Annotated in this window: 25 protein-coding genes; 15 read left to right on the plus strand and 10 right to left on the minus strand. The window is 72.4% G+C overall.

Annotation, left to right across the window (positions count from 1 at the left end; translation table 11 throughout):
- The first annotated feature begins 78 nt into the window (after positions 1-78).
- The 3 genes from AB0J46_RS08505 to AB0J46_RS08515 all read left to right on the plus strand — a co-directional run bounded on the left by AB0J46_RS08505 (position 79) and on the right by AB0J46_RS08515 (position 2,608).
- Positions 79-747 carry an alpha/beta fold hydrolase gene (locus tag AB0J46_RS08505; RefSeq protein ID WP_364328252.1) on the plus strand — a complete coding sequence of 223 codons (669 nt, stop codon included), beginning with the start codon at positions 79-81 and terminating at the stop codon, positions 745-747.
- 60 nt (positions 748-807) lie between these two features.
- On the plus strand, positions 808-1,488 hold the full coding sequence (locus tag AB0J46_RS08510; protein ID WP_364328255.1) for a TMEM175 family protein: 681 nt from the start codon (positions 808-810) through the stop codon (positions 1,486-1,488).
- Positions 1,489-1,576: 88 nt separating this feature from the next.
- The gene (locus AB0J46_RS08515; protein WP_358284948.1) at positions 1,577-2,608 is read left to right on the plus strand and encodes an FUSC family protein; all 1,032 of its coding nucleotides are present in this window, start codon (positions 1,577-1,579) and stop codon (positions 2,606-2,608) included.
- A gap of 153 nt (positions 2,609-2,761) precedes the next feature.
- Here the strand turns inward: AB0J46_RS08515 and AB0J46_RS08520 are convergent, their stop codons facing one another.
- Entirely contained in the window at positions 2,762-3,298 is a 537-nt protein-coding gene (locus tag AB0J46_RS08520) for a carboxymuconolactone decarboxylase family protein (protein ID WP_364328259.1), read from the minus strand.
- Entirely contained in the window at positions 3,295-3,846 is a 552-nt protein-coding gene (locus AB0J46_RS08525) for a peroxiredoxin (protein ID WP_357964755.1), read from the minus strand. The genes AB0J46_RS08520 and AB0J46_RS08525 overlap by 4 nt, the downstream gene beginning before the upstream one ends.
- 116 nt (positions 3,847-3,962) lie before the next feature.
- On the opposite strand from AB0J46_RS08525, the gene AB0J46_RS08530 reads away from it, so the two are divergent.
- Positions 3,963-4,886 carry a LysR substrate-binding domain-containing protein gene (locus AB0J46_RS08530; protein WP_364328263.1) on the plus strand — a complete coding sequence of 308 codons (924 nt, stop codon included), beginning with the start codon at positions 3,963-3,965 and terminating at the stop codon, positions 4,884-4,886.
- 6 nt (positions 4,887-4,892) lie between these two features.
- On the opposite strand, the gene AB0J46_RS08535 is transcribed toward AB0J46_RS08530, so the two are convergent.
- Positions 4,893-5,909 (minus strand): aldo/keto reductase, encoded by a 1,017-nt coding sequence (locus AB0J46_RS08535; RefSeq protein ID WP_364328266.1) that lies wholly within the window; start codon positions 5,907-5,909, stop codon positions 4,893-4,895.
- Positions 5,910-6,012: 103 nt separating this feature from the next.
- Between AB0J46_RS08535 and AB0J46_RS08540 the strand changes: the two genes are divergently transcribed.
- Positions 6,013-6,567, plus strand: coding sequence for a helix-turn-helix domain-containing protein (locus AB0J46_RS08540; RefSeq protein WP_358284939.1), 555 nt, complete (start codon positions 6,013-6,015; stop codon positions 6,565-6,567).
- On the opposite strand, the gene AB0J46_RS08545 is transcribed toward AB0J46_RS08540, so the two are convergent.
- Positions 6,545-7,714 carry a pyridoxal phosphate-dependent aminotransferase gene (locus AB0J46_RS08545; RefSeq protein WP_364328270.1) on the minus strand — a complete coding sequence of 390 codons (1,170 nt, stop codon included), beginning with the start codon at positions 7,712-7,714 and terminating at the stop codon, positions 6,545-6,547. The two genes, AB0J46_RS08540 and AB0J46_RS08545, sit on opposite strands and share 23 nt — an antisense overlap.
- A 25-nt stretch (positions 7,715-7,739) precedes the next feature.
- Between AB0J46_RS08545 and AB0J46_RS08550 the strand changes: the two genes are divergently transcribed.
- From AB0J46_RS08550 to AB0J46_RS08570, 5 genes are read left to right on the plus strand one after another with little or no spacing between them, the layout of a single operon-like run.
- The gene (locus AB0J46_RS08550) at positions 7,740-9,461 is read left to right on the plus strand and encodes an alpha/beta fold hydrolase (protein ID WP_364328273.1); all 1,722 of its coding nucleotides are present in this window, start codon (positions 7,740-7,742) and stop codon (positions 9,459-9,461) included.
- Positions 9,458-10,399, plus strand: coding sequence for a DUF418 domain-containing protein (locus AB0J46_RS08555; RefSeq protein ID WP_364328276.1), 942 nt, complete (start codon positions 9,458-9,460; stop codon positions 10,397-10,399). Before AB0J46_RS08550 ends, AB0J46_RS08555 begins: the two co-directional genes overlap by 4 nt.
- Positions 10,359-11,168, plus strand: coding sequence for a carbon-nitrogen hydrolase family protein (locus tag AB0J46_RS08560; RefSeq protein ID WP_358284933.1), 810 nt, complete (start codon positions 10,359-10,361; stop codon positions 11,166-11,168). The genes AB0J46_RS08555 and AB0J46_RS08560 overlap by 41 nt, the downstream gene beginning before the upstream one ends.
- Positions 11,169-11,172: 4 nt before the next feature.
- Positions 11,173-11,619, plus strand: coding sequence for a hypothetical protein (locus AB0J46_RS08565; protein WP_352322420.1), 447 nt, complete (start codon positions 11,173-11,175; stop codon positions 11,617-11,619).
- Complete coding sequence (locus AB0J46_RS08570; protein ID WP_352363918.1) at positions 11,616-12,011, plus strand: hypothetical protein; 396 nt, start codon at positions 11,616-11,618, stop codon at positions 12,009-12,011. The genes AB0J46_RS08565 and AB0J46_RS08570 overlap by 4 nt, the downstream gene beginning before the upstream one ends.
- A 4-nt stretch (positions 12,012-12,015) precedes the next feature.
- On the opposite strand, the gene AB0J46_RS08575 is transcribed toward AB0J46_RS08570, so the two are convergent.
- Positions 12,016-13,500: a carboxyl transferase domain-containing protein gene (locus tag AB0J46_RS08575; RefSeq protein WP_364328282.1), complete on the minus strand. Its 1,485-nt coding sequence runs from the start codon at positions 13,498-13,500 to the stop codon at positions 12,016-12,018.
- A 73-nt stretch (positions 13,501-13,573) separates the two neighbouring features.
- A complete protein-coding gene (locus tag AB0J46_RS08580; RefSeq protein ID WP_358284925.1) occupies positions 13,574-14,731 on the minus strand; it encodes a CoA transferase in 1,158 nt (385 codons plus the stop codon).
- A gap of 75 nt (positions 14,732-14,806) precedes the next feature.
- Here AB0J46_RS08580 and AB0J46_RS08585 point away from each other — a divergent pair, with 75 nt between their 5' ends.
- From AB0J46_RS08585 to AB0J46_RS08595, 3 genes are read left to right on the plus strand one after another with little or no spacing between them, the layout of a single operon-like run.
- On the plus strand, positions 14,807-15,337 hold the full coding sequence (locus AB0J46_RS08585; RefSeq protein WP_364328285.1) for an AAA family ATPase: 531 nt from the start codon (positions 14,807-14,809) through the stop codon (positions 15,335-15,337).
- Positions 15,338-15,384: 47 nt separating this feature from the next.
- Positions 15,385-15,906 carry a sigma-70 family RNA polymerase sigma factor gene (locus AB0J46_RS08590; protein ID WP_364328288.1) on the plus strand — a complete coding sequence of 174 codons (522 nt, stop codon included), beginning with the start codon at positions 15,385-15,387 and terminating at the stop codon, positions 15,904-15,906.
- Complete coding sequence (locus tag AB0J46_RS08595; protein WP_364328291.1) at positions 15,896-16,345, plus strand: hypothetical protein; 450 nt, start codon at positions 15,896-15,898, stop codon at positions 16,343-16,345. The genes AB0J46_RS08590 and AB0J46_RS08595 overlap by 11 nt, the downstream gene beginning before the upstream one ends.
- Here AB0J46_RS08595 and AB0J46_RS08600 read toward each other — a convergent pair.
- Positions 16,323-17,003: a histidine phosphatase family protein gene (locus AB0J46_RS08600; RefSeq protein WP_364328294.1), complete on the minus strand. Its 681-nt coding sequence runs from the start codon at positions 17,001-17,003 to the stop codon at positions 16,323-16,325. The two genes, AB0J46_RS08595 and AB0J46_RS08600, sit on opposite strands and share 23 nt — an antisense overlap.
- 72 nt (positions 17,004-17,075) lie before the next feature.
- On the opposite strand from AB0J46_RS08600, the gene AB0J46_RS08605 reads away from it, so the two are divergent.
- Positions 17,076-17,945, plus strand: coding sequence for an NAD(P)-dependent oxidoreductase (locus AB0J46_RS08605; protein ID WP_364328297.1), 870 nt, complete (start codon positions 17,076-17,078; stop codon positions 17,943-17,945).
- Between the two features lie 14 nt (positions 17,946-17,959).
- On the opposite strand, the gene AB0J46_RS08610 is transcribed toward AB0J46_RS08605, so the two are convergent.
- The 3 genes from AB0J46_RS08610 to AB0J46_RS08620 are packed head-to-tail and all read right to left on the minus strand — an operon-like array spanning position 17,960 to position 22,106.
- Positions 17,960-19,768, minus strand: coding sequence for a hydantoinase B/oxoprolinase family protein (locus tag AB0J46_RS08610; RefSeq protein WP_364328300.1), 1,809 nt, complete (start codon positions 19,766-19,768; stop codon positions 17,960-17,962).
- Positions 19,761-21,761, minus strand: a complete 2,001-nt coding sequence (locus tag AB0J46_RS08615) for a hydantoinase/oxoprolinase family protein (RefSeq protein ID WP_364328303.1) — start codon at positions 21,759-21,761, stop codon at positions 19,761-19,763. The genes AB0J46_RS08610 and AB0J46_RS08615 overlap by 8 nt, the downstream gene beginning before the upstream one ends.
- 6 nt (positions 21,762-21,767) lie before the next feature.
- Positions 21,768-22,106: a hypothetical protein gene (locus AB0J46_RS08620; protein WP_352363898.1), complete on the minus strand. Its 339-nt coding sequence runs from the start codon at positions 22,104-22,106 to the stop codon at positions 21,768-21,770.
- A 135-nt stretch (positions 22,107-22,241) separates the two neighbouring features.
- Here AB0J46_RS08620 and AB0J46_RS08625 point away from each other — a divergent pair, with 135 nt between their 5' ends.
- Positions 22,242-22,856, plus strand: a complete 615-nt coding sequence (locus tag AB0J46_RS08625; protein WP_352322400.1) for a thymidine kinase — start codon at positions 22,242-22,244, stop codon at positions 22,854-22,856.
- Positions 22,857-22,894 lie beyond the last annotated feature (38 nt).

The raw sequence follows: 22,894 nt of genomic DNA on the forward strand, positions 1-22,894 counted from the left end.
TGTCAAGGTGCGCTGGCCGGTCAAGCTCTCGGCGGAACCTCGAAGCGCACAAAAGGAGCGAAGGTAGTGTTCCCGGATGTGATTCGCGAAGCCCACGTCAACGGCATCAAGCTCGTCTACCGCGAGGAGGGCGACCCCGCCGCTCCGCCGCTGGTCCTCGTTCACGGCAGGACCGCGAACCACAACGACTGGAACGGCATCACCCAGCACTTCGCCGCCCGTCACCGCGTCCTCGCCCCCGACCTGCGCGGCCACGGGGCCAGCGACCGTCCGGGCGAGTACGCGGTGGACACGATGGCCGAGGACGTCGTGGCGCTCCTCGACCACCTGGGCCTCGACCGCGTCCGGCTGGTCGGGCACTCGCTCGGCGGCATGGTCTCCTACCACGTGGCCATGCGCCACCCCGAGCGGGTCGAGCGGCTGGTGCTGGAGGACGTCACGGCGCCGTACCCGATCGAGGGACGGCAGCCGCTCGTGGAGGACGACTCCACCGGCTTCGACTGGCGGATGATGCACCAGACCGAGCCGTACATCGTCGATCCCGACCCGGCGCTGGCCGCCGAGCTGGGGAAGATCACGGCGCCCACGCTGGTGTTGTCGGGCGGACGGCTGAGCCCGTTCGACGCCCCCGGGCTGGCCCGCCTGATCCCCGGCGCCGAGCTGGTCACGATCGAGGCCGGGCACCTCGTCCACGTCACCGAACGGGCCGCCTTCCTGGCCGCGGTGGACGCCTTCCTGGACAGGTGAGCTCCAGGCAGTTCCGGACCTCTATGCTGGTCGTCCCCCCACGATTCACGGAGACCCGCTGTGTCCAGCCCCGCACCGGCCCCCCGTCCCGGCATGACCCCGGAGCGGGTCGGGATGTTCAGCGACGCGGTCTTCGCGATCGCGATCACGCTGCTCGTCCTGGAGATCCCCCGCCCGGCCGAGGACGACTTCCGTGACCTCGCGGGCTTCCTGAGCCATCACCAGGGCTCGTTCGCGGCGTTCGCGCTGGCCTTCCTCATGTTGTGGTTCAGCTGGCGGGCCCACCACACGCTCTTCGACCAGCTCCACCGGGTCTCCCAGCCGGTCCTGCTGCTGCACGTGCCGCTGCTGCTGTGCTCGGCGTTCCTGCCGTACACGATGAACCTGTGGAGCGAGATGTCGGCGGCCGACATCGACGTGCAGGCGTCCAAGGGCCTGGCGCTGGCGCTGTTCGCGGGGACCGAGGCGCTCCTGATGTTCTGCCAGGGCGCGCTCTTCACGCTGGCCCTGTCGCAGGGGCTGCTCAACGCCCACGCGAGCAGGCGGCGCATGGCCACCTCGGCCTGGGTGTACTGGGGCTGCGGGGTGTTGTGGGCGGTCAGCGCTGTCCTGGCGTTCGGTGTCGGCGAGGACTCCACGTACCTGTGGATGGCCACGCCGGTCGTGGTGGCGGTCATCGTGCTCGTCCGTAGGCGGCTCGCCCCCGGCGCGGTTCAGCCGGATGTCACGGGGCAAACGTGACCTCAATGTCACAAAGATCCGCCAAGGTGAAAAGGTGCGAACGAGGCTCAGCGATCACGTAAGGGAACGACTGGGCACGTTCGGTCTCATGGCGCCCTCGATCGTGCAGTGCGCGGTGGGCGCGGCGCTGGCCTGGATCGTCGCCGTCGACCTGCTCGGGCACGCCCGGCCGTTCTTCGCCCCGATCTCCGTGCTGATCTGCGTCGGCGTGGGGCTCGGCCAGCGGCTGCGGCGCGTCGCCGAGCTGGTGGTCGGCGTGAGCCTCGGCGTCGGCGTCGGCGACCTGCTGGTGTCCTGGATCGGCTCAGGTCCCTGGCAGCTGGCGCTGGTCGTCGGGCTGGCCATGGCCGTCGCGCTGCTGCTCAACGGCGGGGCGCTGTTCGTCGCGCAGGCGGGCTCGTCGGCGGTGCTGGTGGCCACGCTGCTGCCCGGCGAGAACGCCGGCGGCCTCGACCGCATGGCCGACGCCCTCACCGGGGGCGTCATCGGCGTCGCGGCGGTCGCGCTGATGCCCGCCAGCCCGTTCACGATCGCGGCCAAACACCTGTCGGGGGTGCTGGACGCGCTGTCCACCGTCCTGGAGCAGGCGGCGGAGGCGATCGAGAAGCGGGACGTCGACCTGGCCGCCGAGGCGCTGGAGGAGGCGCGGACGACGCAGGCCGCCGTCGAGGAGTTCGCGATGGCGCTGGAGACCAGCAAGGAGATCACCATGATCTCGCCGCTGCACTGGCATCGCCGGGCCGCCCTGGCCCGGTACGAGACCGCCGCCGTCCCCGTGGACCTGGCCCTGCGCAACGCCCGGGTGATGGTCCGCCGCACGCTGGCGGCGCTGGGCGAGGCGAGCCCGCCGCCCACGGCGCTGGCCGAGGCGATGCGGGAGGTCTCGGAGGCGGCGCTGCTGCTGCAGCTGGAGCTGGCCGCCGGACGCGATCCCCTGCTGGCGCGGCAGGCGCTGCTCGCGGTGGCCGGCCGGGAACGGCCCGAGCGGCTGGGCTTCTCGGCACACGTCATCATCGCGCAGCTGCGGTCGATCGCGGTGGACCTGTTGCAGGCCACGGGCCTGGAGCACGAGCAGGCCAGCCAGGCGCTCACCCCGCTCGACGAACCCCAGAGCAGCTAGCACCCCCGCGCACGCCGAAGGCGGGCGCCCGTACGGGCGCCCGCCTTCGCGGTCCTGCGGTTACGCGGTCTGCGGTTACGTGGTTCGCGCTTTCGCGGTCCGCAGGGCGGTTCACGCTTTCGCGGTTCGCGGTTCCGCGGTTCCGTGGGAAGGTCAGACCGTCTGGAGCGCGGCCTCGGCCTCCAGGGTCGCGGCGGTGGCGTTGATCACGGCGGCCACCCGCAGCGCCTCCTGGACCTGCTCACGCGGCATCCCCGCGCCCCGCAGCACCTGCTCGTGCGACTCCAGGCAGCGGCCGCAGCCGTTGATCGCGGAGACCGCCAGGCACCACAGCTCGAAGTCCGTCTTGTCCACGCCCGGGTTGCCGATCACGGTCATCCGGAGCCTGGCCGGCAGCGTCGCGTACGTGTCGTCGCCGATCAGGTGGGTGGCGCGGTAGTAGACGTTGTTCATCGCCATGATCGACGCGGCCGCCTTGGCGGCGGTGAACGCCTCGGCCGACAGGTGGCCGGCGGCGTCCTGCGAGAGCTCGGCGATGACCCGCGCCGACCTGGTGGCCAGGGCGCACGCCAGGACGGTGCCCCAGAGCTGCTGGTCGGTCAGCGACGAGGTGGTCGTGACCGAGCCCAGGTTGAGCCTGGTGTCCTTGGCGTAGTCGGGCAGGAGCGACTTCAGGGTGTCGACGCTCACTGGGCCAGCAGCTTCTGGGCGTCGAGGCCGGCCTCGCCCTTGTTCCAGTTGCACGGGCACAGCTCGTCGGACTGCAGGGCGTCGAGGACCCGCAGGACCTCCTTGACGTTGCGGCCCACGGAACCGGCGGTCACCATCGAGAACTGGATCTCGTTGTTCTGGTCGACGATGAACGTGGCGCGCTGGGCGACGCCGTCCTGGCCGAGCACGCCGCAGGCCTGCGACAGCTCGCGCTTGATGTCGCTCAGCATCGGGAAGGGCAGGTCGCGCAGGTCCTCGTGGTTCTTGCGCCAGGCGTGGTGCACGAACTCGGAGTCGATCGAGACGCCGAGCACCTGGGCGTCACGGTCGGCGAACTCGCCGTTGAGACGGCCGAACTCGGCGATCTCGGTCGGGCAGACGAACGTGAAGTCCTTCGGCCAGAAGAACACCACGCGCCACTTGCCCTCGTAGGTCTTGTGGTTGATCTCAGCGAACGCCTTGTCGGGGTCGAGGTCGACGCAGGCGGTGAGTTCGTACTCGGGGAAGCGGTCACCGACGGTGAGCAAGTTCCTACTCCTTCGGAGGAAGTGCGGGTCAGGGCACCTACGTTGCCGCACCTAGCATTGATTCGAGAAATCGAGTAGTTGGACCAATCTGAGAGGTGATTCCTATCAGTGAGCCCATGCCCACCCTCGCTCAGCTGCGTTCCTTCCTCGCCGTGGCCGAGCATCTCCACTTCAGGGAGGCGGCGACGGCACTGAAGATGAGCCAACCCACCCTGTCCGGAAATATCTCCTCACTGGAGGAGATATTGGACACACAGTTGCTGGAGCGGACCACCCGGAAGGTGCTGCTCACCTCCGCCGGCGAGCGCGTGGCCGAGCACGCCTGGCGGGTGCTGGCCGCCGTGGAGGACCTGATGGGCGAGGCCGCCCAGAACCGCGAACCCTTCAGCGGCCCGGCCCACCTCGGCGTGATCCCCACCGTGGCGCCGTACGTGCTGCCCGCGCTGCTGCCCATGTTCGCCCAGCGCTTCCCGCAGCTCAAGCTGACCGTCCACGAGGCCAAGACGGAGACGATCCTGGAGGAGGTCCGCGAGGGGCGGCTCGACCTGGTCCTGCTCGCCCTGCCGACGGACGTGGGCGGCCTGGTGGAGACGCCGCTCTACGACGAGGACTTCCTGCTGGCCCTCCCCCACGACCACCCCCTGGCCGCGGACCCCGCGCCGCTCGACCGCGACGCGCTCAAGGGCCTGGACATCGTGCTCCTCAACCAGGGCCACTGCCTGCGCGAACAGGCCATAGACGTGTGCCGCGAGGTGGGCGCGCGGGCCACCGCGACCACGTACGCGACCAGCCTGCCGACGCTGGTGCAGCTCGTGGCGGGCGGCCTCGGCGTGACGCTGCTGCCGGAGTCGGCCGTGCCGGTGGAGACGGGCAAGCGGGTACGCCTGGCGCTGCGCCGCTTCGCCGCCCCCGCCCCCGGCCGCACGATCGGCCTGGCCTACCGCGCCTCCTCGGCCCGCGCGGCCGAGTACGACCAGCTCGCCAAGGCCGTCCGCACCGCCATCCGCCAACGCCGCCTCCCGGTCAAGCTCACCTCGTGACCGGGGTCAGCGGGGGACGAGGTGGAAGAAGGAGCCGTCGGCGGGGGTGTGGGCGGGGTCGGAGAGGTCGTCCAGGCGGGTGGCCGCCTCCGGCGGGAGGGTGAGGTCGAAGGCGGCCAGGTTCTCCCGCAGCTGCCCCACCGAGCGCGGCCCGAGCAGCACCGACGTGACGCCGGGACGTCCGGCGACCCAGGCCAGGGCGACCGCCGCCGGGTCGGCTCCCAGCTCGGCCGCGACCTCGGCCAGCCCCTCGGCGACGGCCAGGTTGCGGTCGTTGAGCAGCGACTGCGCCCAGCGGGCCGCGCCGGGCATCGCGGCGCCGAGCAGACGGCCCATGCGGCTGTCCGGGTCGGGGATCTCGCCGCGCCGGTAGCGGCCGGTCAGGACGCCGCCGCCGAGCGCGCCGTACACCACCGTGCCGAGGCCGAACCGGGCGCAGGCGGGCAGGATCTCGGCCTCGACGACCCGCTGGAGCAGCGAGTACTGCGGTTGCAGGCTCACGAACGGCGTGCCGCCCGCCCGCTCGGCGGCCCACTGCGCCTCGACGATCTGCGCGGCGGTGAAGTTGGAGCAGCCGAGGTAGCGCACCTTGCCCGAACGGACGAAGCCGTCGAGGGTGGCCATCGTCTCCTCGATCGGCGTGCCCGGGTCCCACTGGTGGCACTGGTAGAGGTCGATGTAGTCGGTGCCGAGGCGGCGCAGGCTGGCCTCCAGGGCGCGGGTGAGGTGCCGTCTGGACAGGCCCCGCCCCTCCGGGCCGACCGGCATGGCGCCCTTGGTGGCCAGCACGACCCACTCGCGCCTGCCGCGCAGCGCCCGGCCGACGATCTCCTCGGTCTCGCCCCGGTGGTAGAGGTCGGCGGTGTCGATGAAGTTGCCGCCCGCGTCGAGGTAGGCGTCGATGACGCGGCCCGCCTCGGCGGCGTCGCCCGCGGCCAGGCCGTGCTCGGTGCCGAAGTTCATGGTGCCGAGGCAGGCGCGGGAGACGCGCAGCCCGGAACGTCCCATGGTGTGGAAGTGCACGAATGCCCCTAGAATCGGAATGACTGTTCCGCTTGGATGCGGGGAACGATACGGAACAACGGTTCCGGATGTCAACGCGAGGATGTCAACGCGAGGAGGGCCCATGCGTGCCGACGCCCGGCGCAACCGCGCCCGTGTGCTGGAGGCGGCCGAGGTCGTGCTGGCCCGCGACGGGCTCGACGCCTCGATGCGTGAGATCGCCGCGCTGGCCGGCGTGGGCGTGGGGACGATCTACCGCCAGTTCCCCACCAAGGAGGCCCTGTACGCGGCGATCGTGGCCGACCGGCAGGAGCGGCTGGCCGAGATGGCCGAAGAGCTGGCCGGCGCCGCCGACGCCGGAGCGGCCTTCTTCGAGTTCTTCGACCGCATCGTGGCCTACTCGACGGTCAAGAAGATCCTGGTGGACGCCCTGGCCAGCGCCGGCATCGACGCCAAGGCGGGCGCGCCCGACATCAGGGGCGCGATCGGCGCGCTGCTGGAGCGGGCGCAGCGGGCGGGGGCGGTGCGCGAGGACGTGGGCATGGCGGAGCTGCTCGCCCTGCTCAGCGCCGCCTGCCTGGCGGCGCAGCACCACAACTGGAGCGACGACCTGCGGGCCAGGGCCCTGGCCGTGCTGTTCGACGGCCTGCGCCGGGCTACCCCTGCGACAGGCGCTTGAGCCGGGTCACCGCCTCGTCGATGACCTCGTCCTTCTTGCAGAACGCGAAGCGGACGAAGTGCCGGCCGCGTTCGGGGTGCTCGTAGAAGACCTGCGTGGGGATGGCCACCACCCCGGCCAGCTCGGGCAGGCGGCGGGTGAGCTCCAGGCCGTCGGTGAAGCCCAGCGGCCGGATGTCGGTCTGCACGAAGTACGTGCCCGCCGGCCCGAACACCTCGAAGCCCGCCGCCGCCAGCCCGTCCATCAGCCGGTCGCGCTTGTCCTGGAGCCCGGCGCGCAGCGCGGCCACCCACTCCAGCTCGGTGCGCAGCCCGTACGCCACCGCGAGCTGCCAGGGCGCGCTCGCGGTGAAGGTGAGGAACTGCTTGACCGTCGAGACCGCCCGCACCAGCTCGGGCGGCGCGCACACCCAGCCGGTCTTCCAGCCCGTGACCGAGAACGTCTTGCCCGCCGAGGAGATCATGACCGTGCGCTCGCGCATGCCGGGCAGCGTGGCCAGCGGGACGTGCTCGACGTCGTCGAAGGTGAGGTGCTCGTAGACCTCGTCGGTGATCGCGATCAGGCCGTGCTCCTGGCACAGCTCGGCGATGACCGTCAGCTCGTCCCTGGTGAAGACCGTCCCCGTCGGGTTGTGCGGCGAGTTGACCAGGATCGCCCGGGTACGCGGCGTGACGGCGGCGCGCAGCTCGTCGGGGTCGAAGGTGAAGCGGCCGTCCACCGGACGCAGCGTCACCGCCGCGAGCCTGGCCTGGGCCAGCGCGATCGAGGCCGCGTAGGAGTCGTAGTACGGCTCGAACGCGATCACCTCGTCGCCCGGCTCGCACAGCGCCAGCACGCTCGCCGCGATGGCCTCGGTGGCGCCCACGGTGACCAGCACCTCGCCCGCCGGGTCGTAGTCGAGCCGGTAGTGGGCCATCCGGTGCTCCGAGACCGCCTGCCGGAGCTCCAGCACGCCGGGCCCCGGCGGGTACTGGTTGGCGCCCGAGGTGATCGCCTGCACGGCGCGGTCGAGCATGGCGGCCGGGCCGTCGGTGTCAGGGAAGCCCTGTCCGAGGTTGATGGACCCGGTCTGCACGGCGAGCGCGCTCATCTCGGCGAAAATCGTCGTGCCGAAGGCGCGCATCCTGGAAACAAGTGGTTCGGTCACGCCCCCACACTATTAGTCTCGTCTCGTGATCATCCGGGTCGTGCTAGCCCTCGCCCTGAGCGTTCCCCTCGTCACGTCTGACACGCCCCCTCCCGTGGAGGCCGCGCCCTGCCCGGTCGCCGTGCCGGAGCACACCGTCTGCGGGTTCCTGCTGGTCCCCGAGCGCCGCGACACGCCGGGCCGGACCATCAAGGTCGGGTACGCCGTGCACACCTCGACGGCCCCCGGCCGGAAGCCCGACCCGATCGTCTACATGGGCGGCGGGCCGGCGTCGTCGTCGCTGCAGCTCACCGGGTTCCTGAGCCAGATGTTCCCCGACCGCGACGTGGTGACGATCGAGCAGCGCGGCGGGAAGTACTCCCGTCCGGTGCTGGGCTGCCCCGAGACGGCCGAGGCGCTGCTCGGACGGCTGCGCAGGCCGCCCGCCGACGTGGGCGCGGCGGCCCGGCGCTGCCGCGCCCGCCTCCAGGAGCAGGGCATCGACCTGCGCGGCTACAACACCAAGGAGATCGCCGCCGACGTGGTCGCCCTGCGCCAGGCGCTCGGCCACCCCTCCTGGAACCTGTTCGGCGTCAGCTACTCCACCCGCGTCATGACCGACGTCGCCGCGGCCGACCCGCAGGGCGTGCGGTCGGTCGTGCTGGACTCGTTCCTGCCCGAGTCCGTGGCCTGGTACGACGACGCCGACCGCAATCTCCGTGACACCGTGGCCGCGCTCGGCGCGGGCGACGCCTTCGAGCGGGTGGTGGCCGGGCTCAACCGCTCCCCCGCCCGGGTGCCGACCACCGATCCGCTGCTCGGCCGGCCGTTCACGGCGACGATGTCCGGCGACGACGTGGCCACCGTCCTCGCCGAGGCGCTGCACGAGGCGGACGTGTCGGCCGTGGCTCCCGCGCTGGTCGGCGGGCTGGCCGAGGGGCACGACGAGCTGCTGCGGCCGCTGGCCGACGCGGTGGGCGAGGGGCTGGTGTCGCACGAGTTCGGGCTGTACCACGCGGTGCAGTGCCAGGACGAGGTGCCGTTCAACACCTTCACCACCAGATCCCGACTTTTCACGGTAAACGCGGACAAAGAGGTGTGTGATGCGTGGCAACTTCCCCAATCCGCTCCCGTGAACGCCGTCCCCAAGGCCCCCGTCTACGTCGTCGGCGGCGACCGGGACCCCACCACCCCCGCCAGGACGGCCGGGCCCGCCGCCGAAGCCATCCCCGGCGCCCGGTTCGAGACGTTCCGCGGCAGCCACGCCGTCTTCCTCACCAGCGCGTGCGCCAGGAAGCACATCGCCGAGTTCGTCGAGGCCCCGGACCGCGTGTCGCCGAAGCCGTGCGAGCCCGACCCGGCCCGGCCGCCGACGCTCCGCCTCGCCGACACGCACGTCACCGGCGCGCCGTACCGGATCTCGCAGGCGCCCTGGCTGGCCGCGCCCTTCGCGCTGTTCGCGCTCGTCTCGCTCGTCCAGCTCGCCGCGGGCGCGCTGCGCGGCAGGTCGGTGACCGCCTTCGCGGGGCTGGCCGGCGTGGCGTTCGCCGGGCTGACCGGCCAGGCCGTCTACGGTATGGCGAGCAGGAACGAGACGGCCCTGGCCGTCGGCGTCCCCGTCTCGGTCGGCGGCCTGTACACGTGGATCGCGGTGGCCTCGGCCGTGCTGAGCGTCGCGGCCCTGTTCCACGATCGGCGGTGGCCGCACATCGTGGCGGCGGTCGCCGGCGCCGGATTCCTCGTATGGTGGTTCACCTGGTTCCTGTGACGCGCATCCGTGAGCTGGACGCCCTCCGCGGCTTCGCGGTGGGCGGCATCATGCTGGTCAACACCTGGCAGCACGCGAGCCACGAGCCCTACACCGGCATCGACCGCACGATCGAGGCGCTGTTCCAGAGCCGCTTCTACCCGATCTTCTCGCTGCTGTTCGGCATCAGCTTCGTGCTGTTCCTCGACCGTTCGGGAAGCCGCTGGGCGCTGGCCCGCCGGCTGGCCTGGCTGGCCTGCTTCGGCCTGCTCCAGCACACCTTCTACGAGGGCGAGGTGCTGACCGACTACGCCCTCTACGGCCTGGTGGTGCTGCTGCCCGCCTCGTTCCTGCCGGGCGGCCTGCCGGTGCTGGCGCTCGGCGTCGTGGCGACCGTCTGGGCCACCTGGCACGGCGCGGGCCCGTCGCTCATCCCCGGACTGTTCCTGGTCGGCATGGGGCTGATGCGGCTGCGCCCGCCGCGGACCCTGCTGGCGCCCGTGTTCGCGGCCTCGGCGCTGACCTCCCTGGTGCTGACGGTCACCTGGGCGGGCGTCGCCGAGGCGCCGGGGGCGGGCGACTGGACCGTCTACAGCGTGGCCGCGCTGTCGGGGGCGGCGGCGTACGCCGGCGGGCTGCTGCTGGCGCTGCGGCCGTGGTCGTCGGCCCTGCTGGAGCCGCTGGGCCGGATGGCGCTGACGAACTACGTCACGGGCACGGCGGTGATCGCGCTGTGCACGGTCCCGCTGAAGACCGGCGCCACCCGCTGGCCGGTGCTCGCGGTGGCGCTGACGACCGTGGTGGCGCAGACGTTGTTCAGCGGCTGGTGGCTCACCAGATTTCGGTACGGCCCACTTGAGTGGATCTGGCGGTGCCTGACCTGGTTTCGACTGGTGCCCAACCGGTTAGAGTCGGGCCGTGACCACAATCGCCCTCTGCCAGATTCCGGTCTCTCCTGACCCGGCCACCAACCTCAAGAGGGCCAGGGAGGCGCTCGCCCGCGCCGAGGGGGCCGACCTGGCGATCTTCCCGGAGGCCACGCTCACCCGTTACGGCAGGCGCGTCACCGAGCTGGCCGAGCCGCTCGACGGGCCGTTCGTGTCGGGGCTGGCGGAGGCGGCCCGCACCCACGGCCTGGCGGTGATCGCCGGCGTGTTCGAGCCGGGCGAGGGCCCGGCCGGCGCCAAGGTGCACAACACGGCCGTGGCGATCGGCCCCGACGGCGGGATCAAGGCCGCCTACCGGAAGATCCACCTGTTCGACTCCTTCGGCTCCAAGGAGTCCGATTTGGTGGCGCCGGGCGCCGAGCCGGCCGTGGTCGAGCTGGCCGGGCTCCGCGTCGGGCTGGTCACCTGCTACGACATCCGCTTCCCCGAGCTGACCAGGGCGCTGGTCGACAAGGGCGCCGACCTGTTCGCGGTGATCGCCGCCTGGGGGTCGGGCCCGCTGAAGGAGGACCATTGGGTCACGCTGGTCCGCGCACGGGCCCTGGAGAACACGATGTGGACGGCCGCCGTCGGCCAGGCGCCCAACCCGGAGGAGTCGAAGGACGGGTTCGGCGTGGGCCGCAGCATGCTGGTCGACCCGCTCGGAGTGGTCCGGGCCGACCTCGGCACCGGTCCGGGGGTCCAGCTCGTCCGCCTCGACACCGAATGGACGGCCACCGCCAGGGCCATGCTCCCGTGTCTGGATCACCGGGTGCTCAAGGGTCAACCGACCGTAAAGTAGAGCCATGAGCGGAACGCAGATGCAGAAGGTCGTGCCGCCGCGTCTGCTCGTGCCGTACCTGTCGGGCAAGCGCACGGTGATCTCCGGCTACGTCTACCGGGTCCAGGACTGCGTCAGGCTGACCACGCCGGCGGCCCTCTACTACGGCCTCGACCTGTCCTTCGACGGCTCGGAGCTGTTCCCCGAGGTGCCCGAGCTCTACCTGATGCGCTGGCACGCCCGCGACGTCGACACCTACGCGGTGCCCTACGGCCCGCACATGGGGGGCGACTGGAGCGACGTGCCGCCGTTCGCCGGCAACGGGTTCACCACCTCGCCCGACCACGTGGTGCCGCAGTTCCACACCGTCCCGATGCCGATCCCGGCGGGGGCGGAGATCGTCCACGTCACCGGCGAGGGCGAGCGGCCCTTCGCCGGCTACGACGGCCTGACCTGGCGGCCCGCCGCATGAGCGAGGAGATCACGCCGGTCGCCTCCGGCTTCGTGGCCCGGTTCGGCGAGCGTACGCTGCCGGCCGCGCTCGGCCCCGACAACGACCAGGTGGTGCTGTTCAGCGAGGTGGAGCTCGACGGCTTCGAGCCCGCCTCGGGCTACTGGCGCCGGGTGGTGGCCAGGTCGCGGCTGGAGTGGCTGGTGCTCGTCCGCACCGTCGGCGCCTTCGGCGGCGAGCCGTGCATCGTCCTCGACGAGGACGACGACGGCCTGCACATCGCCTACACCGGCCACAGCGGCATGAAGGCCGAGGCGCTCGGCTACTGGATGGTCGACCACGGCGCGTACGAGGTGGTCGTGCCGCGCGAGGAGGTCTTCTCCATCCGCGTCGAACGCATCCCCGTGCCGTAGGAGGTCACCCCAGGGCGCGGTAGCGGGCCAGGCGGGCCGCCAGGCGGTCGGCCGGCGGCACCTCCAGCAGCTTGGCGATCTCGTGCTCCAGCGCCCGCCCCACGCGCTCACAGAACTGCCTGGGCTCGTAGGCGGCGTCCGGCAGCTCGGGGATCACCCGGTCGACGATGCCGTCGCGCCGCAGGTCGGTGGCCCGGATGTGCTGGGCCTGGGCGATCTCGGGGGCGAAGTCGACCGACCGGTAGAGGATGGCCGAGGCGCCCTCCGGCGGCAGCGGCGACAACCAGGCGTGCTGCGCGCACAACACCCGGTCGGCCGGCAGCAGCGCCAGCGCCGCCCCGCCCGCGCCCTCGCCGAGCAGCAGGCACACGGTCGGCGCGTCGAGGGTGACCAGCTCGGCCAGGCAGCGGGCGATCTCGGCGGCCAGCCCGCCCTCCTCGGCCGACTTCGACAGGTCGGCCCCCGCGGTGTCGACCACGGTGACCAGCGGCAGCCCCAGCTCGGCCGCCAGGCGCATGCCGCGCCTGGCCACCCTGAGCCCGGCCGGGCCGAGCGGCGAGCGCCGGCGCTGTCTTCGCCGGTCCTGGCCGAGCACCACGGCGGGCGCCGACCCGAACCTGGCCAGCGCCAGCACGAGCCCCGGCTCGTTCTCGCCGGCGCCGCTGCCGCTGAGCGGCGTCACGTCGGTGGCGGCGAGCTTGAGCAGCGTGCGCACGCCCGGACGGTCGTCGCGGCGTGAGCGGGTGATCGCCTCCCACGCCTCCACCGGCCGCAGGTCCTCCGCGGGCGGCTCGCCCGCCTCGACGCCGGTACGCGCGGCGCACAGCACGGAAAGGGCCCGGATCGCGACCCTGCGGGCGTCGTCGGCCGACACGACGGCGTCGACCAGGCCGTGCTCGTAGAAGTTCTCGGCCACCTGGACGCCCTCGGGAAAGGGGTAGCCGTGCAGCGCCTCGAACACCCGCGGCCCGAGGAACCCGATCAGCGCCCCCGGCTCGGCCGCCGTGACGTGCCCGAGCGAGCCCCAGGAGGCCAGCACGCCGCCCGTCGTCGGGTGGCGCAGGTAGACGACGTACGGCAGCCCGGCCGCGCGGTGCTCCTGCACCGCGACGGTGATCCGGACCATCTGGACGAACGCCAGCGCGCCCTCCTGCATCCGGGTGCCGCCCGAGGCCGGGGCGGCCAGCAGCGGCAGCCGCTCACGCGTGGCGCGCTCGACCGCGGCCGCGATGCGGGTGGCCGCGGCGACCCCGACCGACCCCGCCATGAAGGAGAACTCGCAGACCACGACGGCGACCCTGCGGCCGTCGAGCAGCCCCTCGCCGGTGATCACCGACTCGTCGTAGCCGGACTTCACGCGGGCCGCGGCCAGCTCCTCGGCATAGGAGGAGCCGGGCTCCGCCGGATCGGCGGGCGGCGCGTCCCACGACTTCCACGACCCCCTGTCGAGGACCGCTTCGATCAGTGTGCGCGCGTCCGGACGGCTCACTATCGCTCCTAACGATCAACCGATGATGCCATGGTGACGCACGAGGGTACATGCCGGAGCCGGGAATTGCCGATCATCCCTCCCGCTCTTCGAGCCAGGCGAGCACGGCCTCGCCGTCCTGGCCGAGCGCGGGGGGCGCGGTGTGCTCGGCCGCGGGCAGGCCGTCGAAGCGCAGCGGCGGCCCGGGAAGCTCGATCGGGCCCAGCACGGGGTGGTCCACCTGGACCAGGAGCCCCTGGGAGCGGGTCTGCTCCCAGGCGTAGACCTCGTCGATCGACCTGATCGCGCCCGCGGGCACGCCGGCCTCGCCCAGCCTGGCCAGCCAGTGGGCGCGGTCGTGGTCGGCCAGGGCCTTCTCCATGTCGGCGATCAGCTCGTCCCGGTGTGCGAATCTCTGCCTGTTGGTCGCATATTTCGCCACATCAGGGTCGATGTCGAGTAGCTTGGCGACCTTCTTCCACTGGCCGTCGTTCGCCACGGCGATCTGCAGCATGCCGTCGGCGCAGCGGAAGGCGCCGTAGGGGGCGATGGAGGCGTGGTGGTTGCCGTTGGCGCCGGGGACCTGGCCGCCGACCGTCCAGGCCGTGCCGTGGTAGGAGTGGACGCCGGTGACCGCGGCCAGCAGGGACGTGCGCACCACCCGGCCCCGGCCGGTGCGCTCGCGCTCGTACAGGGCCGCCGCCACGCCGTACGCGCCGTGGATGCCGGCCAGCAGGTCGGCGATCGAGGCGCCCACCCGGTACGGCTCCTCGCGCGAGGGCCCGGTCAGCGACATCAGCCCCGCCTCGCCCTGGGCGATCACGTCGTAGCCCGGCCGGCCGCCCTCGGGCCCGTCGTGGCCGAACCCGGTGATCGACAGGACGACCAGGCGCGGGTTGAGCTCGTGCAGGCGCTCGACGGGGAAGCCGAGCCGGTCGAGCACGCCGGTGCGGAAGTTCTCGATCAGCACGTCGCTCTGCCGGACGAGCCGCTCGATGAGCTGCCTGCCCTCGGCGGACTTGAGATCGACCGCGATGGACTGCTTGTTGCGGTTGGCCGCCAGGAAGTAGGTCGAGATGTCGTGGTCGGGCCCGACGAAGGGCGGCCCCCATCCGCGCGAGTCGTCACCCCCGTCCGGATGCTCCACCTTGATCACCCGGGCGCCCAGGTCGCCGAGCATCTGCGCGGCGTGCGGCCCCGCGAGGGCCCTGGACAGATCGAGGACGACGACGTCGCCGAGGGGTCCGAGCAAGGTCAACCTCCAGCTTGCGTTGGGCCGGAAGAATATTCTCTCAGGCGGCCGTCCACCATCGCCTACCCTGGTCCGGTGAATTCCCTGGCCCGCCGCATCCAGGCCCTGCCGCCCTCCTGCGGGCCCGTCCGCCTGGTGGCCGTCGACGGCCCGGCGGGCTCGGGCAAGACCACGTTCGCCGGCCGGCTCGGCGCGGCGCTCGGCTGCCAGGTGATCCACAGCGACGAGTTCCCCGTCCACTGGGACGACGGCCCCGGCGCCTGGTTCCGGCTGCTGGACGAGCAGGTCCTGCAACCGCTGCGGCACGGCCGCCCGGCCGGTTTCCGCCGCTACGACTGGGTGCGCGAGCGCTACGCCGACCAGGTCGCCGTGCCGGCCGCGCCCGTGCTGGTCGTCGAGGGCGTCGGCACCGCCCGCCGGTCGGCCGCCCGCCTGCTGGCCTTCACCGTCTGGGTGGAGGCCCCCGAGGCCGTGCGGCTGCGGCGCGTCCTCGACCGCGACGGCCCCGAGCTCGAACCCCGGTGGCGGCAGTGGTTCGCCGCCGAACGGGCCTGGTTCGCCGCCGACCGCACCCGCGAGCGCGCCGATCTCGTCGTCGAGACGTGAACCGGGTCGCCCTCCCGCCCGACTGAGCAGGGTGACGGAAGGACGACATGACAGATGAGCTGCTCGTCGTACGCGCCCAGCTGGGCGAGCGCGCGGCGATCGCCGAACTCGTACGCCGCTGGCACACCCCGGTCTGGACCTACGTCCGGCGCATGCTGGACGCCGAGCGCGCCGACGACGTCGCCCAGGAGATCTGGGCGGCCGTCGTGCGCGGCCTGCCCCGGCTGCGCGCGCCCGGACGGTTCGCGCCCTGGCTGTTCACCATCGCCCGCCGGGCGGTCACCGACCGCCTGCGTGCGGAGTACGCGAGGGCGGAGAGCGCGGCCGAGCCGGAACCGGTGACCGAGGACCCCGCCGAGGCCGTCGTCGACCGCGCCGGCCTGCTCGCCGCCCTGTCCGCCCTGCCGCCTCCCGAGCGGGAGATCCTCGTCCTGCACTACCTGGAGGACCTGCCGGTCGAGGGGTGCGCCCAGATCTGCGGCATCCCCGCCGGAACCGTCAAGTCCAGACTCAGCCGCGCCCGCCGCCTCCTGCGCGACCACCTGAAGGAGATCGACCATGACCGATGAGCCGCGCCTGACCGCCGACCAGATCATCGAGCGCCTCGAACCGTCGCTGTCGCCGTGGCGGCGCGTGCGCGCGCTGACCGCCCTGCTCGCCGGGGCCGCCGGGACGGTCTTCGTCTGCGCCCTGTGGTGGACCGAGCCCGGCCCGCTGCCCGGCCGCACCCACCTGGCCTTCGCCGCCCTCACCGCGTTCTGCCTGGCCTGGGCCTGCTACGGCGGCTGGCTGAGCACGCGCAGAACGCCGCTGTTCGCCCGCGACCGGGTGATCGCCGGCTGGATCGCCCTGGCGGCGGCCCTGCTCACCACCGTGCTAGTCGCCGCCGTGGCCACCGGCGCGCTGGCGCTCGGGCTGGCGTTCGTGGCGGTGAGCGCCGTGCTGACCGGGCAGGCCCACGCGCGGCGGGCGCGGCTGCTGCGGCTCAAGCGGGATCTAGGTGGGTGACGTCGTTGAACGCCACCACCTCGAACCCTCCGCCCGCGGCCCGCCAGACCGACACCGACGCGTTCAGCACCGGCGCGAAGCGCAGGACGTCGGCCAGGTCGGCGTCGTCCCGCCCGGCCATGACGTGCCGCAGGCCCAGCACCACCGAGTCGTGGGCGACGATCAGCACCCGCCGCCCGTCCGCCGCCGCGCGCAGCCCGTGCAGGAAGTCCTTCAGCCGGGCCACCACGTCGGCCAGCGACTCGCCGCCGGGCGGACGGTAGGCGTAGGGGCCCTCGGCCCGCATCCGCCGCACCTCGCCGGGGAACCGCTCGCCGATGGCGGCCAGGTTGAACCTGGCGAAATCGCCCGACTCCTGGTCTCTGAGCCGCTCGTCCACGGTCACCGGCAGCGCGCCGGCGCCCCAGGTCTCGTGGGCGGCCTTCCAGGTGTCGAGGGCCCGCAGGTAGGGGGAGCACCACACCTCCTCGGGCGCCTCGCCGGCGGGCAGCCCGGCCAGCATCCGGCCGAGCGCCCGCGCCTGGAGCAGGCCGAGGTCGGTCAGCGTCACCTCGTGGTCGCCCCGCTCGTAGACCAGTGGCCGGTCGCCGGCCCGCGCGTGCGCCAGGTTCGCCTGGCTCTCCCCGTGGCGTACGGCGACGATCCGCGAAGGTCCCATGGCCGCCATCCTCGCATCCGGACGCCGTACCTCGCCGAAGCCGCCGGACCGGGCCGTCGTAGGCTGATCCTCATGACTGAAGTCGCACTGCTCGGCACCGGGCTCATGGGCGCTCCGATGGCCCGCAACCTGCTCAAGGCCGGCCTGCCGGTCAGGGTGTGGAACCGCACGCGGGGCAAGGCCGAGCCGCTGGCGGCCGACGGCGCCGTCGTCGCCGGCTCCCCCGCCGAGGCGGTCGAGGGCGCCGACGTGATCGTCACGATGCTCAGCGACGGCGACGCCGTGCACGACGCGATGACCGCCGCCGCGCCCGCGCTGCGCCCCGGCCAGGTGTGGGCGCAGATGAGCACGGTCGGCGTGGCGGCGGTCGGCCGCCTGGCCGCCCTGGCCGCCGAGCACGGGCTGACCTTCGCCGACGCGCCCGTCCAGGGCACCAGGCAGCCGGCCGAACAGGGCACGCTGCTCATCCTGGCGGCCGCCCCCGAGCCGGCCAGGCAGGCGCTCGCCCCGGTGTTCGACGCCGTCGGCGCGCGCACCCTGTGGCTCGGCGAGGACGGCGCCCAGGGCACCGGCACCAGGCTCAAGATGGCCGCCGTCAGCTACGCCATCTCCATGACCGGCATCGTGGCCGAGGCCCTGGCCCTGGCCAAGGGGCTCGGCGTCGACCCCGGCCTGGTCCGCGAGGTGATCACCGGCGGCCCGCTCGACAACGTCTACTTCCAGGCCAAGTCGAAGGCCATCCTGGAGGGCGACCTGGAGCCGTCCTTCACCGTGCACAACGCCGAGAAGGACACCCGGCTGATCACCGAGGCGGGCGAGTCGGCCGGGGTGCGGCTGGACATGGTGGCGGCGGCCGGCGAGCGCCTGCGCCGCGCCGAGGCGCAGGGGCACGGCGACCAGGACATGGTGGCCACCTACTTCGCCAGCTTCGACGAGGGGTAGCCCTCGCCGGTTCCCTACAGTTCGTCCACCTCCGCGAACGTCCTGCCGCCGGACAGCCTCGGGTAGCCGGGGCCGCGGTCGAAGAAGCGGTCCGTGGGCGGGCGGAGGCGGGCGCGGAGCTCGGCGGTGCCGCGTTCGTCGATGCGGTCGCCGTCGAGGACCACGCCGTAGTCGCCCAGGGCGCCGGCGATCGAGACCTTGCCGTCGCGGACGTCGGCCGCCACCGCCCTCGGGTCGCGGTCGTAGGGGGAGCCCCAACCGCCGCCGCCCGTGGTGCGGATGCGGATCAGGTCGCCGGCCTGGACGGGGTGGTCGTCCACCAGGCCGTCCATCTCCTTGCCGGCGATCTCCACCCGGAACGGGCGGCCGGCCAGGCCGCCGTTGACGCCCCAGCACGACAGGATCGACCGGTCGGCGATCGACATGTACGACGCGTCCCTGAGCATCCTGATGTGCTTGTCGTAGCCGAGGCCGCCGCGGAACATGCCGGGGCCGCCCGAGTCGCAGGCCAGCCCCAGCCGCTCCACCCGGAACGGCCAGCGCGCCTCGGCGAACTCGACCGGGATGTTGCGCGAGTCGGGGACGACGTGGATGGTGTCCTCGCCGTCGGCGTACCAGCGGCCGCCCGAGCCGCCGCCCAGCACCTCGCGCATCAGGTACGGCGTGCCGTCGGCGTCGCTGCCGTACACGCCGGTGTAGCGGATGGTCTCCTGATCGGCGGGCATGCGTCCGCCGGTGGCCTTGGCCAGCACCCCGGCCAGCACGCCGAGCAGGCGCAGGATGACGAACGTGCGGGCGTTGGTGGGCGCCGGGAAGACCGGGGTGAGCAGCGTGCCCTTCTCCGGGAAGACCATCCTGATCAGCGGCACGACGCCCTCGTTGACGTCGAGCTCGGCCATGCGCTCGGGCGTGTCGGCGAGGTTGCGCAGCACCGGCGCCAGCCACTTCTTCAGGAAGACGCCGTCGGCGTAGTCGCCCGCGTGGTTGATCGGGCCCTTGGCCTGGGGCGAGGTGCCGGTGAAGTCGATGGTGAGCGGCGCGTCGGCGGCGTGGTCGACGGTGAGCGTGATGCGCTGGGCGTGCAGGCGGGGCTCGTCGACGCCGTCGTGCTCGGCGTAGTCCTCCCAGACGTACATGCCTTCGGGGATCTTGGCGAGCAGTTCCCTGCGGAAGGTCTCGGTGGTCTTGGAGACGATCGCGTCGAAGCACTCCTCGACGGCCTTCCTGCCGTACCGGTCGAACAGCTCGCCGAGGCGGCGGGCGCCCATGAGGCAGGCCGAGCACTCGGCGTCGAGGTCGCCGGCCAGGGAGTCGGGCATGCGGGAGTTGCGGGTCATGATGCGCAGCGCGGTCTCGTTCGGCACGCCCTGGTCCCACAGCTTGATCGGCGGGATCATCAGGCCCTCCTCGTACACCGAGCGGGCGTGCGAGGGCATCGAGCCGGGCACCGCGCCGCCGATGTCGTCGTGGTGGCCGAACGCCTGCACGAACGCCACCACGGCCCCGTCGTGGAAGACCGGCACGGTGACGCACAGGTCGGGCAGGTGGCCGATCCCGCCCTCGGACAGGTAGACGTCGTTGTGGAAGTAGACGTCGCCGGGCTTCATCGTCTCGATCGGGAAGTCGCGCACGATCGGCTGGACGAGCGCGCTGTAGGAGCGGCCGGTGAGCTTGCGCAGCCGGGCGTCGTGGATGCCGGCGCGGAAGTCGTGCGCGTCGCGGATCATCGGGGAGCGGGCCGTGCGGGCGATGGCCGTCTCGACCTCCCGCTCGACGGAGGCCAGCGTGCCCTCGACGATCTCCACCAGGATCGGATCAATCACGTCGGATCTCCACATTTCCGTATTCGTCCACCTTCGCGGTGAAGCCCGGGTGCACGGGGATCGTCGATCCGTACTCCTCGATGACCGCCGGGCCCTGGACGGTGGCGCCCGGCCCGAGCGCGGCCCGCTGGTGGATCGGGGTGTCGCGGGTCTCCTCGAAGTGCACGGGACGGACCGAGGTGGCCCCCTCCCCCGGCTTGTCCAGCCGCCGGATCGCCGGACGGGTGATGGGACCGATGCCCGAGACGCGCAGGTTGACCCATTCGACGCCGTGGCGCGGGTCGTCGCGGTAGGCGTACCCGTACAGCTTCTCGTGGGCGTCGTGGAAGGCGTCGATCACCGTGCGCTTCCAGTCGTCGTCGAGCGGGCCCGCCGGGGCGGCGACGCGCACCTCGAACGCCTGCCCGTAGTAGCGCAGGTCGGCGCTGCGCACGTGGACCGGGTCGTCGAAGCCCTCGCGGTCGAGCGCCTCGGCGGCCTGGCCCTCCAGCTCCTGGAAGATCTGCGCGGCGGTCTTGAGCGCGAGGTCGCGGGTGACGTACGTGCGCACGTAGTCGTTCTTGACGTCGACGGTGAGCAGGCCGAACGCCGAGACGTTGCCCGGGTCGCGCGGCACGACGACGGCGGGCAGGCCCAGGATGTCGATCAGGCGGCAGGCCAGCAGCGGCCCCGACCCGCCGAACGTCACCAGCGGGAAGTCCCGTACATCGAGGCCGCGCTTGACGGTGAGCTGCCGGATCGCGTTGCTCTGGTTGAACGCGCTGATCTCCAGGATGCCGGTCGCGGTGCGCTCGGGGCTGAGCCCGAGCTTGTCGGCCAGCGCCTCGACGCCCTGGCGGGCGGCGTCGGCGTCGAGCGGGATCTCGCCGCCCAGCAGGTGGGGCGGGATGCGGCCGAGGAACACGTGAGCGTCGGTGACCGTGACCTCCGAGCCGCCCTTGCCGTAGCACAGCGGCCCCGGATCGGCGCCGGCCGAGCGGGGGCCGACCTTCAGCGTGCCCTCGGGCGAGATCCAGGCCACCGAGCCGCCGCCCGCGCCGACCGTGACGATGTCGATCATCGGGATCTTGCACGGGTACCGGCCGACCGTGCCCTCGGTGGTCAGGGACGGCTCGCCGTCGATCACCACGGCCACGTCGGTCGAGGTGCCGCCGCCGTCGAGGGTGATCACCGACGGGTGCCCGGCCGTGGAGGCGATCAGCGCCGCGCCGAGCGCGCCCGCCGCCGGGCCCGACAGCACGGTGGTGATCGGCTGGTTGACGACCTCGCGCGCCGACAGCACGCCGCCGTTGGACTTCATCACCGAGAACGGCATGCCGAGCCGGTTGGACAGCCCGGCGATGTAGCCGCGCACGGCGGGCTTGACCGCGGCGTCCACCAGCGTGGTGATCGAGCGCTCGTACTCGCGGTACTCGCGCAGCACGTCGCTGGAGAGCGAGATCACCGCCTCCGGGTGCTCGCGCCAGAGGATCTCGCGCATGCGGCGCTCGTGCTCGGGGTTGGCGTAGGAGTGCAGGAAGCACACGCCGACCGCGGTGATCCCCTTCGACCTGAGCCAGCGCGCGGCCTCGACGGCCTGCTCCTCGGAGAACGGCCGCACCTCGTTGCCGAGGTGGTCGAGCCGGCCGCCGACCGTCCTGACGAGGTGCACGGGGACGATCCGCGGCGGTTTGACCCAGAAGTAGGAGTTGCCGTAGCCGTCCGGCACACTCTGCCTGGCGATCTCCAGGATGAACTCGAAGCCCTCGGTGGTGATGAACCCGAGGTTGCCGATGCGGTCTTCGAGCAGCTGGTTCGTCGCGACGGTGGTGCCGTGGACGATGGAGGCGACGTCGAGCTCGCCCAGCTTCCCGATGCCCGCGACGAACCCGTCGGCCGGGTTCGCGGGCGTCGAGGGGGTCTTGGTGGTGACGATCTCACCGGTCTGCTCGTCCACCGCCACGACGTCGGTGAACGTGCCCCCGGTGTCCACTCCGATTCGGACGCTACGCATGGCTCCTCAGCTTCGGCGACGGCCGAGAACTTCGTCGATGACCCGGGGCGCGTTCTGGGTGCCGACGTAGGCCGCCAGGCGCACCACCAGCTCTTGGGATTTTGCCAGTTCGGCCTCGACTCTGGCCTTCCCCGACTGGCCGGCCTGCACGCCGAAATAGGCGCCCATGATCGTGCCCACCACCCCGGCCACGCCCGCGAACAACGCGGCGAACTCCTTGGTGGCGAACACCGCGGCGCCGAAGGCGATCAGGATCGCGACGATGCCCGCCACGACGACCAGGAAACCGTACCGCCATCGGGTGGCGTCGGCCTGGGCGGCCGTCACGTCGTCCTGTGTCAGCATCGCGTCGAGCGTCGGTGGATTGTCGGTGACCACAGTTCCTCCTGATAGTCCAGGGGAGAAATGTCCCACGAGGTCATGGAACAAGCCAAGCCGCTAAGCTGGCCTCCTGTGACCGAACTGTCTGCCTTGTCAGCCGTGCCATCCGGAGCCCGGGACGCCGTGCTGAAGTTCTACTTCGGCCCCATGGACTGCGGGAAGTCCACTCTGGCGCTCCAGATGAACTACAACCACGGCCGCCAGGGGCGGCGCGGACTGGTCCTGACCAAGCACGACCGCTCCGGCGGCCCGAAGGTCACCAGCCGGATCGGGCTGGGCCTTGAGGCGATCGAGGTGGAGGACTCCCTCGACCTCGTCGGCCTGGTCACCTCGCACGAGCGCATCGACTACCTGATCTGCGACGAGGCCTGCTTCTACACGGTCGAGCAGATCGAGCAGCTCGCCGACCTGGTGGACGAGCACGGCATCGACGTCTACGCCTTCGGGCTGGCCTCCGACTTCAGATCGGTCATGTTCCCCGGCGCGCAGCGGCTGTTCGAGCTGGCCGACGAGGTGTGCCGGCTGCAGGTCGAGGTGTTGTGCTGGTGCGGACGCCCCGGGCAGCTCAACGCGCGCGTGGTGGGCGGGGTGCTGGCGCGGACGGGCGAGCAGGTCGTGATCGGCGACACCGACGCCTCGCCGGTGCGCTACCAGGTGCTCTGCCGCCGCCACCACCGCTCCGGCCAGCTCGGCGAGGGCGGCGCCCCGGCCTGAGCCGGGCGCCTTGAGCCGGGGCTTCACACCAGCCTGAC

This window comes from Nonomuraea sp. NPDC049758 (assembly GCF_040674635.1).
Classification (GTDB): domain Bacteria; phylum Actinomycetota; class Actinomycetes; order Streptosporangiales; family Streptosporangiaceae; genus Nonomuraea.

Coding starts and splice junctions, on each gene's coding strand:
- AB0J46_RS08515 (WP_358284948.1), top strand. CDS start 1,577: ATGGCGCCCTCGATCGTGCAGTGCGCGGTGGGCGCGGCGCTGGCCTGG.
- AB0J46_RS08530 (WP_364328263.1), top strand. CDS start 3,963: ATGCCCACCCTCGCTCAGCTGCGTTCCTTCCTCGCCGTGGCCGAGCAT.
- AB0J46_RS08540 (WP_358284939.1), top strand. CDS start 6,013: ATGCGTGCCGACGCCCGGCGCAACCGCGCCCGTGTGCTGGAGGCGGCC.
- AB0J46_RS08565 (WP_352322420.1), top strand. CDS start 11,173: ATGAGCGGAACGCAGATGCAGAAGGTCGTGCCGCCGCGTCTGCTCGTG.
- AB0J46_RS08570 (WP_352363918.1), top strand. CDS start 11,616: ATGAGCGAGGAGATCACGCCGGTCGCCTCCGGCTTCGTGGCCCGGTTC.
- AB0J46_RS08590 (WP_364328288.1), top strand. CDS start 15,385: ATGACAGATGAGCTGCTCGTCGTACGCGCCCAGCTGGGCGAGCGCGCG.
- AB0J46_RS08595 (WP_364328291.1), top strand. CDS start 15,896: ATGACCGATGAGCCGCGCCTGACCGCCGACCAGATCATCGAGCGCCTC.
- AB0J46_RS08600 (WP_364328294.1), bottom strand. CDS start 17,003: ATGGGACCTTCGCGGATCGTCGCCGTACGCCACGGGGAGAGCCAGGCG.
- AB0J46_RS08605 (WP_364328297.1), top strand. CDS start 17,076: ATGACTGAAGTCGCACTGCTCGGCACCGGGCTCATGGGCGCTCCGATG.
- AB0J46_RS08615 (WP_364328303.1), bottom strand. CDS start 21,761: ATGCGTAGCGTCCGAATCGGAGTGGACACCGGGGGCACGTTCACCGAC.
- AB0J46_RS08620 (WP_352363898.1), bottom strand. CDS start 22,106: ATGCTGACACAGGACGACGTGACGGCCGCCCAGGCCGACGCCACCCGA.